The following is a 13,291-nucleotide window of genomic DNA, read 5'->3' as shown; positions in this document are numbered from 1 at the left end:
TCTCGGAGCCGGTCGTGAGTGAGTAGCCGCTCCTTGACGCGATTGCATAAAGCGGTCGAGGCATTCGGGCAAGTTTGTTAACCAATCAAGAGCTATGAACGGAGAATTACCGCACGTGATCGGCGAGAACTTGCCGATAGCGAGCATTTGCTGTCAGTCCGACACAACTCCGGGTGGTGGCAGGTCTTCGGTCAGGGGCCAATAGAAATCTGGCGGCAGTCCGGCCTCGGCCCGTTTCTCTTCGTTAAATGGTGGTTTCAGCGCGCCGTGGAAGTAGCGGCGGACGAGGGCGTGGAATACATCCTTGGGGTCGGCATTCTCGCGCCCGCACAAGAAGTGGAACCATTTCGAGCCATAGGCGACGTGACCAACTTCCTCGGCATAAATCACTTCCAGTGCAGCGACTGCGTCGTCAGCCTTGGCCTTGCGGAAAATGTCGATCATTCCGGGGGTCACGTCCAACCCACGTGCCTCAAGCACCATTGGGACGACGGCAAGACGACCCATAAGATCCTGTGCGGTGTCCTCGGCGGCGCGCCACATGCCTGCATGGGCGGGCAGGGCGCCATAGTGGCTGCCCATCTGTTCGAGGCAGTCGCAGACCATCTCAAAATGGCGCGATTCTTCTTCGGCGCATTTCACCCAATCGTCATAGAAGCCGATGGGCATCGGCACATCCCCGAACCGGGCGATGATGTCCCAGTGTAGATCAACGGCGTTCAACTCTATATGCGCGACAGCGTGCAACAATGCGATGCGGCCGGCCTCTGACCCCGCCCTTCGGCGCGGTACATCACGAGGCGACAACAGTTCGGGCTTTTCAGGTCGCGCAGGGTATAGCGGTGGCTTTGCGGTGCCCACTTCGATCTTGGGCGCGTCGCCCTGCCGGGCTGCGAACCAGGCAGCGGCGTATCGTTTGGACAGGGCGGTTTTCTCGCGACCGACTGATGTGGTCAAAACCTCGGTCGCCATTTCGGTCAGTGTTTTTGACACGCTTGCCCCCTTACGCTGCACTCCGCGCGGGTCATACCCTTGATGCCCGCGCGGGTCGAGAGGGCTAGAGCGCGCGTGCGGCCTCCAGCACTTCGTCCACATGACCCGGCACTTTCACCTTGCGCCAGACGCGGACGATTTTTCCATCCGCATCAATCAGAAAGGTCGAGCGTTCGATGCCCATGGATTTGCGTCCGTACATGTTCTTTTCGACCCAGACGCCATAATCTTCGCACACGCTCTGACCCTCATCGGACAAAAGCGGCGTCGTCAGGCCGTGCTTGGCGACAAATTTGTCATGCTTCGCCACGGTATCGCGCGAGATGCCGAAAACGTTAGCACCCGCATCCGCAAAGGCTTGTAGTTGTTCCGAGAAACCGATGGATTCCTTGGTGCAGCCCGGCGTATCATCGCGGGGATAGAAAAACAGAACGACCGCGCGGCCACGCTGTTCCGACAGGGTCACCTCGCCGCCGCCGTCGCGAGGCAGTGTAAAGTCGGGTGCGATGTCTGAGACTTCGGGCATATTCAAACTCCGGCTGAGAAATTAACGGTTGCCGCATATCATAGGGCTCCGTTGACAGGTTGAAAGGCGTGAGACGCAAATTGGTCCAGCAAGAACAGCAGGATGACACGAAGGCGGATAAGAAACCCCGCCGTCGGTCGCGGCGTCGGACCGCAGGCCTGTGGACATTGCGCGGTGTCTTCATCCTTGGATTTCTGGCACTGGTCACCGGCTTTATGGTTGTCGGCCAGCGCATGCACGCGCCGGATTGGTTGCGCGACCGGGTCGAGGCGCGCCTTGATCAGACATTGGGTGGCGTCAAAGTTCGGTTCGGCGATGTCAGTTTCATCATTCATGAAGGCTGGCGTCCGCGACTGCGACTGACTGATGTTCGTATCAGCGATGCGGACGGACGGCAGATTGCCGAAGTGTCCGACCTGCGGGCCAGCCTGTCGATGCGCCCGCTGTTGCGCGGGCATGTGCGCCCGAAGCGGATCATATTGCAAGGCGCGCAGATTGCACTGACACGGGGTGTCGATGGAGCGCTGTCGCTGACCGTCGGTGCCGGAAGTGCGCCGGTCGGTCAGGCCCGGAACCTGGCGCAGCTGATTGAATCATCGGACGAGGTGTTCCAGGCACCTATTTTGTCAGCCCTGACCTCGGTCGAACTGGATGCAATTACGCTGGACTATCAGGACCTGCGGTTGGGCCGGTCCTGGGTGCTGGACGGCGGGCGTATTCAGGCCAACCGCAGCGCGGGTGAGATTCGTCTGGCCACCAGTTTCTCGGTGCTGGCCGGTCGCGATTATGTCAGCACGATCGAGGCCAACTATACCAGTTTGCTGGGCAGTCCCGCTGCGCAGTTCGGCATCTCGATCACCGATCTTCCCGCCGAGGATATCGCAGGCCACAGCCCGGCGCTGGCATGGATGCAGGTACTTCGCACACCGATCTCGGGTGCTTTGAGGGGTGGCATTGATACTGAGGGCGCGCTGGGGCCGGTCTTTGCCACGTTAAATCTGGGTGCAGGTGCCGTGCAGCCCACGCCTGAAACAACACCGATCAAATTCGACGCGGCGCGGACGTATTTTACCTACGACCCGAAACAACAGGCGCTGGATTTCAATGAAGTCTCGATCCAGTCTGCCTGGGGTACGGTGCAGGCAGATGGCAAGGCCTTTCTACATGGGGTCAAAGCTGGCGGGTTGGACAGTATGTCGGGGCAGTTCCGCCTCAGCGGGATTGAGATCAACCCGGCCAATCTGTTCCCCGAAGCACTGAATCTGACGCGGGCCGATGTTGATTTCCAGATGAAACTTGCGCCGTTCCGTATACAGCTGGGGCAAATGACGGTTGAAGACGGTGCACATCGCGCACGGCTCAGCGGGTCTCTGGCTGGTTTGACCGACGGCTGGGTCGCAGCCATTGATGCACAGATTGATCGGATGAGCTCTGATCAGCTGTTGAACTACTGGCCCGAACGACTTGCACCGAAACCGCGCCTTTGGGTCACCGATAACCTCTATCACGGAGAAATGTCCGATCTGGATTTCGCCCTGCGTCTACGGCCCGGCGAAAAGCCGGACATCTATGCGGATTTCGAATTCGACGAGACCGAGATTCGGTTCGCCAAGACGTTGCCAACTATCCAAGACGCGCAGGGGCAGGCCAGCCTGCTCAACCGGCGCTTTACCGTCTCGGCGCAAAAGGGGATTGTGATCGCGGATGAAGGAGGTACCGTTGATGCCTCGGGCACCTCGTTCATCATCCCCGATACCGGCATCAAAAAAACCACCCCGGCCATTGCGCGGATTAAGGCCAGCGGCAGTGTAACCGCAGCCATGTCATTGCTGGACCGGCCGCCGCTGCAACTGCTGACCAAGGCCAATCTGCCGGTGGATCTGGCCAACGGTCAGGTCAGTCTGAGTGGAACGCTTTCCTTGCCGCTGATCAAGGGCCTGAAGCTGGAAGATACCAGGTTCCATTTCATTGGCGAGTTGTCGAATTTGGACAGCAGCAAGCTGGTACCCGGATTTGAAGTCAGCGCAGACCGATTGGACCTGAGCGGCGACCAGACGCAAGTGGCCATCCAGGGCGAGGGGCTGTTTGGCGTCGTACCGGTTGAAGCGCTTTGGCGGCAGCCGATCGGAGGCGAAACCCCGCGGCAAAGCGAACTGACAGGTCAAATCGAACTCTCCCCGCGTTTGATGGAACAAATCAATGCCGGACTGCCGCGCGGCATGTTGACCGGAGAGGGGATCGCCGATTTCAGCCTGAGTCTTGGTGCGGGTGAGCCCCCGCGCTTGTCCGCACAATCCGATCTGGTTGGTGTCGCGCTGGCGATCCCTGAGCTTGGATGGCGCAAATCAGCCAGCACTGGCGGCTCTCTGACTGCCGAGGCCACGCTGGGCGCTCAGCTAAGTGTCGATTCCCTTCGGATCAACGCTGCTGGTCTGCGGACAACTGCAGCGATCTCGTTCCGGGATGGCGGGTTCGAAAGGGTACGGTTCAGCACGTTCGAACTGGGCGACTGGCTTGCAGTTCCGGCGGAATTGATTGGGCGTGGTGCCGCGCTGCCAGATATCCGTGTGTTGGGCGGCGTGCTTGATCTGGGAAAATCCACCATCGGTGAGGGAGGTAGCAGCGGTGGTGCTGCCGGGCCCGGGCCAAAGCTGGATGTGAAGCTGGACCGACTACAAGTCACTGAATCCGTTGCGTTGACCGGGTTGACTGGCTCGTTTCAAACCACTGGCGGATTGACCGGCAGCTTTGCGTCGCAAGTCAATGGCGGTGCAGCGATCCGCGGTCAGGTCACCCCGCGCGCGTCCCGATCTGCGGTTGGTCTAACCTCGGACGATGCAGGGGCGGTTCTGAGATCAGCGGGGGTTCTGACGCAGGCACGCGGTGGAACAATGCAATTGCAACTGGATCCGATCGCAGAGCCTGGAAATTATGACGTCGACCTGAAAATCAAAAATACGCGGATCACGGACGCCCCGGCCATGGCAGCGATATTGAACGCGATCAGTCTAGTGGGGTTGCTGGATGAAATGGCGGGGCAAGGTATTTTCTTCGCAGCCATCGACAGCAAAATGCGTATCACTCCGACCGAGGTGAAGGTGCTGAGCGGTAGTGCCGTAGGTCCATCAATGGGGCTGTCCTTTGATGGTACGGTCGACACTGTAGCCGGGATGCTGAACCTGCGCGGCGCGATTTCACCGATCTATCTGGTCAATGCTATTGGCAGCGTTCTGACCAAAAAGGGGGAAGGCATCTTTGCCTTCAACTACACGCTGTCCGGACCGCTGTCCGACCCGCAGGTTTCGGTCAATCCGCTGTCGGGACTCGCGCCCCTGTTCCTGCGCAACCTGTTGCGCGAGCCTGCGCCAACGGTCTCGGATGGCCCGAATGCCACACCGGACCGATCCGGCGAACCCAATCCCGCCTTCCAGACACGGGGTGAGGATCGCTGATCTGAGCTGTGGCCGAATCTGTCGGGCCGATGTATGGCGCGGCCATGAAACTTAGCGACTTTGACTTCCACCTGCCCGAACACCTGATTGCCACGCGTCCCGCCAGCCCGCGCTCGTCCGCGCGACTGCTGCTTGCGCAGGGTGATGCTGTTCAGGACCGGCACGTGTTCGATCTGCCGGACATATTGCAGCCCGGGGACCGTCTGGTGCTGAACGACACCCGCGTCATTCCCGCTCGCCTCAGCGGTCGCCGCCACCGTGACAGCGCGCAAGGGCCGGTATCTGCCGCGATTGAGGCGACGTTGCTGGACCCGCAATCTGATGGTTGTTGGGCCGCGCTGATCAAGCCGCTTAAGAAGATCAAACCGGGCGAAGAGATCGTGTTCTCAGACGATCTGAGCGCAACCCTGGACCGAGTTGCCGATGGCCAAGCCTATCTGCGCTTCAACCTGACCGGAGAGGATTTCGATCAAGCGTTGGAGCAGGCCGGCGCGATGCCGTTGCCTCCCTACATCGCAGCGAAACGTGCAGCGGATGAACAGGACAAGACCGACTACCAAACTGTGTGGGCGCGAAATTCCGGAGCCGTAGCGGCCCCAACCGCGTCCTTGCATTTTGATGATGCGCTTTTGCAGGCGCTATCGGAGCGCGGTGTCGAGTTCACGCATGTCACGCTGCATGTGGGGGCAGGCACATTTCTGCCGGTCAAAGTGGAAGACGTGACCACCCACAAGATGCACGCCGAATGGGGACGGGTCAGCGCGCAGGCCGCTGCCGAGATTGCGGCAACCAAAGAAGCGGGCGGGCGCGTTATCCCGGTGGGCACAACCGCCCTTCGACTGATCGAAAGCGCGGCACGCAGCGGGCGGATCGCGCCGTGGGAAGGCGAGACCGATATCTTCATATACCCAGGTTTTGAATTTCACGTCACTGATGCGCTGATGACCAATTTCCACCTGCCGAAATCCACATTGCTGATGCTTGTTTCGGCGTTGATTGGGCAGGATCGGGTCAAGTCGGTCTATGACCACGCTATCGCAGAAGAGTATCGCTTTTTCTCATACGGCGACGCGTCTCTGCTGATACCATAGTCGTATCTTGGCCATCTGCGCCCTTACAATGTCGTAGACAAGCGCGACGTGCTTCGTCATTGACGGCAAAGCGGACAAAACACACCGGCAATTTTGGATAGGCAGAATGCTTCAGGTTCTTTCCAGCGCTTGGGCGCTTCTTCTGGGAATGGGGTTGCTGATGGTCGGCAATGGCCTGCAGGGCACGTTGCTGGGGGTGCGTGGAGAAATCGAGGGATTCTCGACCTTAGAGATGTCCTTTGTGATGTCGGCCTATTTCCTTGGGTTCCTTGGCGGCTCGCGTCTGGCACCTGAAATGATCCGCCGCGTCGGGCACGTGCGCGTGTTTGCGGCGCTGGCCTCGTTCATCTCGGCTGTCATGATCATGTATCCGATGCTGACCGATCCAATTGCATGGTCGATTGGCCGCGTGATTATCGGGTTCTGTTTTTCGGGCGTGTATGTGACCGCGGAAAGCTGGCTGAACAATGCCGCAAACAACGAGAACCGAGGGCAGGCGCTGTCGCTTTATATGATGGTGCAGATGACAGGTGTGGTGAGCGCCCAGGCCTTATTGCTGGTCGGCGACCCGGCAGGATATGAGACCTTTGTCATCGCTTCTATACTGGTTTCGATCTCATTTGCGCCTATTCTGCTGTCCATTTCTCCGACCCCGGCGTTCGATACCACCAAACCGATGACATTGCGCCAGCTGATGGAAACATCGCCGCTGGGCTGCGTCGGCATGTTCTTGCTTGGCGGGATATTTTCAGCGCAATTCGGGATGAGCGCCGTTTATGGCGCTCAGGTTGGATTGAGTCTGGTCGAGATTTCGACCTTCGTAGCGGTGTTTTACATCGGCGCCGTAGTCCTGCAATATCCGTTGGGCTGGATGTCCGACAGAATGGACCGCCGTCTGCTGATCATGCTGGTGGCCGCTGTTGGTGGGGTAGGCGCCGTGATAGGCATGATACTGGGCGTCACTTTCACCATGCTTCTCGTAGCTGCCTTTATCATCGGCGGCATGACAAGCCCGCTCTATTCTCTGTTGATCGCGTATACCAATGACTACTTGGAGTATGACGATATGTCGGCGGCTTCGGGCGGTCTGGTTTTTATTAACGGCTTGGGCGCAATCGCAGGTCCAATTATCACCGGTTGGCTAATGGGGGCTGGCGTGCTCGGCCCACAAGGCTTTTTCCTGTTCATCGCGGCGCTGATGTTCATCATGGCCGCCTATGCGGCCTATCGTATGACCCAGCGCGTTTACAAACCCGTGGATGAAACCGGATCGATTGCCCCGATCTACCCGACATCTTCGCCCGTTGCCCTGGAAGTTGCGCAAGAGGTCGCCATTGAAGCAGCCCAGGACGAGCAGGATACGCAAGAACCCGCCTGAGCGCCGGAAATGTGACTTTTGTGTTGCAATATGTTACTGTCACAAATCTGTAAAAGTGATTTTAATGACGTTACGTCCTGGGGAGGGCAATTACGGAGTCTAGGGCAATGGTAGGTCCTGAAGAAGTATTGAGTTTTTGGTTAGATGAGGTTGGCCCCGAGGGGTGGTACCTGCAGGATGAAGCGCTGGATGCGCGGATCCGGGATAAATTTCTTTCAACATGGGAAGCCGCGTGTGAGGGTAAATTCTCGCTTTGGCTGACCTATCCCAGCGGTTCGCTGGCCTATATTATTCTTATGGATCAGTTGCCTCGCAACATGTTCCGAGGTAGCAAACAGGCCTTTGCATCGGATCGCGCGGCACTGGCTGCAGCGAAATGCGCGGTCGACAAAGGCTGGGATCTTAAGATCGACGAACCGGCGCGGCAGTTCTTTTATTTGCCGATGATGCATTCGGAAAATCTGTGCGATCAGGAGCGCTGTGTGCGCCTTATGATCGAACGGATGCCGGAAGGCGGCGAGAGCAATCTGCTTCATGCGCGCGCTCATCGTGAGGTGATCCGCAAGTTCGGTCGTTTCCCGTATCGAAACGATGCGCTGGAACGCGCGACCACTGAACACGAAGCCGCATATGTCAGTAATGGCGGATATGGTTCGACTGTGCGCGAGTTGCAGGCCGCGACCTAGGTCGCGGGCTCACAGCCTTTTAGGATCAGAAGGAGGTCGGTAACAGTGTCGGCGGATGTCGTGATGGCATAGTCGATCAAGTCTTCTGGTTTTTCGACCAGGCCCGCCAATCGGGCCTGAGTGTCTTCCAGCTTCCCCTCCAGATCACCCAAACGTCGCAATGCCGCATTCAACTGTTGGCGCGTAACCGCATCGAGTTGCGTGCCCTGACTGCTAAGGGTAGCAAGATCGCTGCGCAACGCGGCCAGTTCCCCACGAATTCCCTGCGCCTGATCTCGTAGCGGCGCCACGACCTGCAGGTTCTCAGCAAACCCGACCCGGATCTGATCGACAGACTGCGCAAGTTTCCACCCCAGAAACAGGCATAAAGCCAACAATATCAATGTCGCGTTCAAAAGAGCGAGCAGTAAATCTTTGAGCGTTTTAGCCATGATACGCCTTTCGAAAATCGGGAAGGTCAAAAACTGGTAGTGCATATTCGTCAGTTCTAGCCTTTGCGGTAACGTGGGTATAGGCTGAATTCAGCTCCAAATACCTGATTTGACCCCGCGTCACATATGTCGCGGGCTCTGATGTTGATGCGTTGTAAAAAATAGTTTAACGGTAAACTAGTTTTTGAACTGACCTGTGCCGAGAGGGAAACATGGCTGCACAATCTTATGATCTGATCGTAATCGGGGCTGGCCCCGGTGGCTATGTGGCCGCTATTCGCGCGGCGCAACTGGGCCTGAAGACAGCTGTTGTCGAGCGCGAGCATCTGGGTGGTATCTGCCTGAACTGGGGCTGTATCCCGACAAAGGCACTACTGCGGTCATCGGAAGTGTTCCACCTGATGGAGCGAGCCAAGGATTTTGGCTTGAAAGCAGACAAGGTCGGCTACGATCTGGATGCGGTTGTGAAGCGCTCGCGCGGTGTTGCCGCGCAGTTGTCCGGCGGTATAGGTCATCTGCTGAAAAAGAACAAAGTCGCTGTTGTCATGGGTGAGGCATCGATCCCCGCCAAGGGCAAGGTCAGCGTCAAAACAGACAAAGGCACGGAAGACCTAACCGCGAAGAATATCGTTCTGGCCACCGGTGCCCGGGCGCGCGAACTGCCGGGCCTTGAAGCGGATGGCGATCTGGTCTGGACGTACAAACACGCGCTGCAACCGCCGCGGATGCCCAAGAAACTGCTGGTCATCGGCTCGGGTGCGATCGGGATCGAATTCGCCAGCTTCTATAACACTTTGGGCGCGGACACGACCGTGGTCGAGGTGATGGATCGAGTGCTGCCTGTAGAAGATGCCGAGATCAGTGCATTTGCCAAGAAGGCTTTCACCAAGCAGGGCATGACCATCATGGAAAAGGCGATGGTTAAACAATTGGACCGCGCCAAGGGCAAGGTGACTGCGCATATCGAGGTGAAAGGCAAGGTTGAGAAACACGATTTTGACACGGTGATCTCGGCCGTGGGCATCGTCGGCAATGTGGAAAACCTCGGGCTTGAAGCCTTGGGTGTGAAGATCGACCGCACGCACGTGGTCACCGATGAATACTGCCGCACTGGGGTAGACGGGCTTTACGCTATAGGTGATATCGCCGGGGCGCCCTGGCTGGCACACAAAGCCAGCCACGAAGGCGTGATGGTAGCTGAGCTGATCGCGGGCAAACACGCACATCCGGTGAAGCCTGAAAGCATCGCGGGCTGCACCTATTGCCAGCCTCAGGTCGCTTCGGTTGGGTATAGCGAAGCCAAGGCCAAAGAGCTGGGCTATGAGATCAAGGTCGGACGCTTCCCGTTCATCGGCAACGGCAAGGCCATCGCGCTTGGTGAGCCCGAGGGACTGATCAAGACCGTCTTCGATGCCAAGACTGGGGAACTGCTAGGTGCACACATGATCGGTGCCGAAGTCACAGAGCTTATTCAGGGCTATGTGGTCGGTCGCCAGTTGGAAACCACTGAAGAAGACCTGATGAATACCGTCTTCCCGCATCCGACGCTGTCTGAAATGATGCATGAAAGCGTGCTGGATGCCTATGGACGCGTGATCCACATGTAAGGACAGGGGGCTCTGTCCCCCGCCGCGGCAAGCCGCGACTCCCCGAGATATTTATAGCCAGATGAAGCAGGGGATCCGTACTTCATCTGGCCGAAAATACCTCGGAGCGCGAGGCAGAGCCTCGCAAAGTATCGTCATTTATTTATTGCTTCCAATATACGGGCCCACGAGCGGATGCCTTTGTGGAAGCTTTTGACGTCGTATTTCTCGTTCGGCGAGTGGATGGCATCATCGTCATTGGCATACCCAACCAGCATCGAATCCAGCCCCAACACTGTATTGAAATATCCAACCACCGGGATTGATCCGCCCATCCCGGTGAAAACGGCCTCGCGATTCCACTCGTCCGAAAGTGCTCCGCGGGCCGCTTCGAATTCTGGGCGGCTAAGGTTCATCACCGAAGCAGGCGAGCCTTCGAGATCACTGTCCCAGACCACTTTAGCATCCGTAGACAGGCGCTCTTCGACATGTTTGCGGATCCTTTTGCGGAGCGCGTCCGGGTCCATGTCGCCGACCAGGCGGCAGGTGATCTTGCAATGTGCCTCGGACGGGATAACGGTTTTGGAGCCCGCGCCGTTGTAACCTCCCCAAAGGCCATTCACTTCGAGCGTGGGTCGCGCCCATTGTTGTTCCAGCGTGGAATAGCCTGTTTCACCGTGCGGCTCGGTATAGCCAACCGAATTCAGGTATTCCGCTTCATCGAACCCGCAATTCTCCCATTGGCGCAACTGCTCGGCCGGGACTTCGTGTACGCCTTCGTAAAAACCTTCGACTGCGACGCGGCCGGTTTCTTCATCATAGAAGGATGCGACGATGCGCGACAGTTCTCGCAGCGGGTTCAGACCCGGCCCGCCATAGTGGCCCGAATGCAGGTCGATGCGGGGACCGATGATTGTGAATTCATCCTTGAGCATGCCGCGCAATTGCGACGCTATCGAAGGCACCCCCCGCGACACCATCGAAGTATCACAGACCAGCGCGAGATCGGCCTGAAGCTCGGATTTGTTTGCTTTGAGAAATGGCACGAGTGAGGGCGACCCGGATTCTTCCTCACCTTCGAAGAAAAACGTGATGCGGCAGGGCAGGGTGCCATGCACTGCTTTCCAGGCGCGGCAGGCCTCGACGAAGGTCATCAGTTGGCCTTTGTCGTCAGAAGCGCCGCGCCCGCGTATCACCTGTCCGTGTGGAGTGTCTTCCAAAGCCGGATCGAAAGGATCGCGTGTCCACAGCTCCAGCGGATCGACAGGTTGCACATCATAGTGCCCATAGAACAGAACATGCGGCCCACCGCTGTCCTCACCGACATGGCCAACGACCATGGGATGTCCCGGAGTTTCGCGCTTTTCGGCTGCAATACCGATACTTTTCAGATCCGCCACCAGCCAATCGGCAGCCTGGTCGACTTGGTCCTTGAAGGCCGGGTCAGTCGAGATGGAGGGAATGCGCAGAAACTCCATCAGGCGGTCGATGGAGGTGGTCAGATCGGCGTCGATCCGGCTCAGTACAGCGTCAAGCGACATAGGGGTCTCCTGGGAAGGTCTTGAAATTGGACAGAGCCTATCAGCATGGGCGGTACCGTCCAGCAGGTTTCTGTGCTGGATCTGGGGGAAAGGCCTGCGGCGTTTCCTCGCGTCTTGTGGTCGTAACTTTGCTTGTCGGTTTAGGCGTTTGGCGTTATTTGATGCAAATCAAAGTTGGGTTCGGCTGTTCGGCTGTAGGCCAGTTGGACAGATGAACGCGACGCCATACTTCCAGCCCGGCTTGTGAAGTGGCGAAAAAAGTCGCCCGGGGCTATAATAACCGGGCATCCAAGGAGGGTCCGTTGGACTATACTGCTCAGCTCGATACAGCGATTGCCAGGCTGCATGACGAAGGACGTTATCGGACCTTTATCGATATTGAACGCCGGAACGGTCATTTTCCGCATGCGGTACGGACTTGTCCCGATGGTTCGCAGCAGAACATCACCGTTTGGTGTGGCAATGATTATTTGGGCATGGGTCAGAATCCTGTTGTTCTGGAGGCCATGCACGAGGCGGTGGAGGCCGCAGGCGCAGGCTCGGGCGGGACGCGCAACATTTCAGGCACGACAGTCTATCACAAACGGCTGGAAGCTGAATTGGCGGACTTGCACGGCAAAGAAGCCGCACTGCTATTCACCAGTGCCTATATCGCCAATGACGCGACACTCAGCACTCTGCCAAAATTGTTCCCCGGCCTGATTATATATTCCGATGCACTGAACCATGCGTCGATGATCGAAGGCGTGCGCCGCAACGGGGGGCCAAACGCATCTTCCGCCACAATGACGTGGCACATCTGCGTGAGTTGCTTGAGGCTGATGACCCTGCAGCCCCCAAGCTGATCGCGTTTGAGTCGGTCTATTCGATGGATGGCGATTTCGGACCCATTGAAGAGATTTGCGATCTGGCCGATGAATTCGGTGCTTTGACCTATATTGATGAGGTTCACGCGGTTGGCATGTACGGCCCCCGCGGCGGGGGCGTAACCGAGCGTGATCGGTTGGCGCATCGCATTGACATCATCAACGGAACGCTTGCCAAAGCCTACGGTGTCATGGGCGGCTACATCGCGGCGAGTGCCAAGATGTGTGACGCCATCCGGTCCTATGCGCCGGGCTTTATCTTCACTACCTCGCTGCCACCTGCGGTTGCGGCAGGGGCGGCAGCCTCGGTGGCCTATCTCAAGCGCGCGCCTGAACTGCGCGAGCAGCACCAGACCCAGGCCAGCATTCTTAAGCTGAGGCTGAAAGGACTTGGCATGCCTCTGATTGATCACGGCAGCCACATTGTGCCGGTGATCGTTGGTAACCCCGTCCACACCAAGAAGTTGAGCGATATGCTGCTGGATGACTATGGTATCTATGTGCAGCCAATCAATTTCCCGACCGTTCCGCGCGGCACCGAACGTCTGCGGTTTACGCCATCTCCGGTGCATGGACCCGACGAAATGAACCGTCTGGTGCAGGCGATGGACGAACTTTGGTCACATTGTGCGCTAAATCGCGCCGAACTTGCTGGATAACCTCACGCTAAAGTGTGCAACGAGTTTGCTGCGTGTTAAGCTTACGCTAACAAAAGAAGCGGACGAATCGTTATAGGGGCGA

General features: G+C 57.8%; 9 protein-coding genes and 1 pseudogene. 6 read left to right on the top strand and 4 right to left on the bottom strand.

From position 1 onward, the window contains the following. Positions 1-153: 153 nt before the first annotated feature. On the bottom strand, positions 154-972 hold the full coding sequence (locus tag AC1DFB_RS08220) for a ferritin-like domain-containing protein (RefSeq protein WP_480753776.1): 819 nt from the start codon (positions 970-972) through the stop codon (positions 154-156). An 85-nt stretch (positions 973-1,057) separates the two neighbouring features. After that, positions 1,058-1,519 carry a peroxiredoxin gene (locus AC1DFB_RS08215; protein WP_480922491.1) on the bottom strand — a complete coding sequence of 154 codons (462 nt, stop codon included), beginning with the start codon at positions 1,517-1,519 and terminating at the stop codon, positions 1,058-1,060. 68 nt (positions 1,520-1,587) lie between these two features. Here AC1DFB_RS08215 and AC1DFB_RS08210 point away from each other — a divergent pair, with 68 nt between their 5' ends. The 4 genes from AC1DFB_RS08210 to AC1DFB_RS08195 all read left to right on the top strand — a co-directional run bounded on the left by AC1DFB_RS08210 (position 1,588) and on the right by AC1DFB_RS08195 (position 8,126). Beyond that, complete coding sequence (locus AC1DFB_RS08210; RefSeq protein ID WP_480922490.1) at positions 1,588-4,971, top strand: YhdP family protein; 3,384 nt, start codon at positions 1,588-1,590, stop codon at positions 4,969-4,971. Between the two features lie 44 nt (positions 4,972-5,015). Further along, a complete protein-coding gene (gene queA / locus AC1DFB_RS08205; RefSeq protein ID WP_170513053.1) occupies positions 5,016-6,062 on the top strand; it encodes a tRNA preQ1(34) S-adenosylmethionine ribosyltransferase-isomerase QueA in 1,047 nt (348 codons plus the stop codon). A gap of 106 nt (positions 6,063-6,168) precedes the next feature. After that, positions 6,169-7,440 carry an MFS transporter gene (locus AC1DFB_RS08200; protein WP_170422201.1) on the top strand — a complete coding sequence of 424 codons (1,272 nt, stop codon included), beginning with the start codon at positions 6,169-6,171 and terminating at the stop codon, positions 7,438-7,440. Between the two features lie 107 nt (positions 7,441-7,547). Beyond that, entirely contained in the window at positions 7,548-8,126 is a 579-nt protein-coding gene (locus AC1DFB_RS08195) for a DUF924 family protein (RefSeq protein ID WP_170396541.1), read from the top strand. Here AC1DFB_RS08195 and AC1DFB_RS08190 read toward each other — a convergent pair. Then, a complete protein-coding gene (locus AC1DFB_RS08190) occupies positions 8,123-8,557 on the bottom strand; it encodes a hypothetical protein (protein WP_480922489.1) in 435 nt (144 codons plus the stop codon). The genes AC1DFB_RS08195 and AC1DFB_RS08190 overlap by 4 nt on opposite strands. Positions 8,558-8,769: 212 nt before the next feature. On the opposite strand from AC1DFB_RS08190, the gene lpdA reads away from it, so the two are divergent. Further along, on the top strand, positions 8,770-10,164 hold the full coding sequence (gene lpdA / locus AC1DFB_RS08185; RefSeq protein ID WP_170663673.1) for a dihydrolipoyl dehydrogenase: 1,395 nt from the start codon (positions 8,770-8,772) through the stop codon (positions 10,162-10,164). Between the two features lie 134 nt (positions 10,165-10,298). Here lpdA and AC1DFB_RS08180 read toward each other — a convergent pair whose 3' ends face one another. Then, positions 10,299-11,684 carry a dipeptidase gene (locus AC1DFB_RS08180; RefSeq protein ID WP_170403049.1) on the bottom strand — a complete coding sequence of 462 codons (1,386 nt, stop codon included), beginning with the start codon at positions 11,682-11,684 and terminating at the stop codon, positions 10,299-10,301. Between the two features lie 302 nt (positions 11,685-11,986). On the opposite strand from AC1DFB_RS08180, the pseudogene hemA reads away from it, so the two are divergent. After that, positions 11,987-13,209, top strand: a pseudogene (gene hemA / locus AC1DFB_RS08175) (5-aminolevulinate synthase). Positions 13,210-13,291 lie beyond the last annotated feature (82 nt).

The organism is Ruegeria sp. S84, assembly GCF_056583445.1.
The sequence above is the reverse complement of the archived record's forward strand: the minus strand, read 5'-3'. Positions and strand labels throughout refer to the sequence as shown.

What these genes read in the sequence shown, in the direction of transcription:
- AC1DFB_RS08200 (WP_170422201.1), top strand. Translation starts at nt 6,169, where the DNA reads ATGCTTCAGGTTCTTTCCAGCGCTTGGGCGCTTCTTCTGGGAATGGGG.
- AC1DFB_RS08220 (WP_480753776.1), bottom strand. Translation starts at nt 972, where the DNA reads ATGGCGACCGAGGTTTTGACCACATCAGTCGGTCGCGAGAAAACCGCC.
- queA (WP_170513053.1), top strand. Translation starts at nt 5,016, where the DNA reads ATGAAACTTAGCGACTTTGACTTCCACCTGCCCGAACACCTGATTGCC.
- AC1DFB_RS08180 (WP_170403049.1), bottom strand. Translation starts at nt 11,684, where the DNA reads ATGTCGCTTGACGCTGTACTGAGCCGGATCGACGCCGATCTGACCACC.
- AC1DFB_RS08195 (WP_170396541.1), top strand. Translation starts at nt 7,548, where the DNA reads ATGGTAGGTCCTGAAGAAGTATTGAGTTTTTGGTTAGATGAGGTTGGC.
- AC1DFB_RS08190 (WP_480922489.1), bottom strand. Translation starts at nt 8,557, where the DNA reads ATGGCTAAAACGCTCAAAGATTTACTGCTCGCTCTTTTGAACGCGACA.
- lpdA (WP_170663673.1), top strand. Translation starts at nt 8,770, where the DNA reads ATGGCTGCACAATCTTATGATCTGATCGTAATCGGGGCTGGCCCCGGT.
- AC1DFB_RS08215 (WP_480922491.1), bottom strand. Translation starts at nt 1,519, where the DNA reads ATGCCCGAAGTCTCAGACATCGCACCCGACTTTACACTGCCTCGCGAC.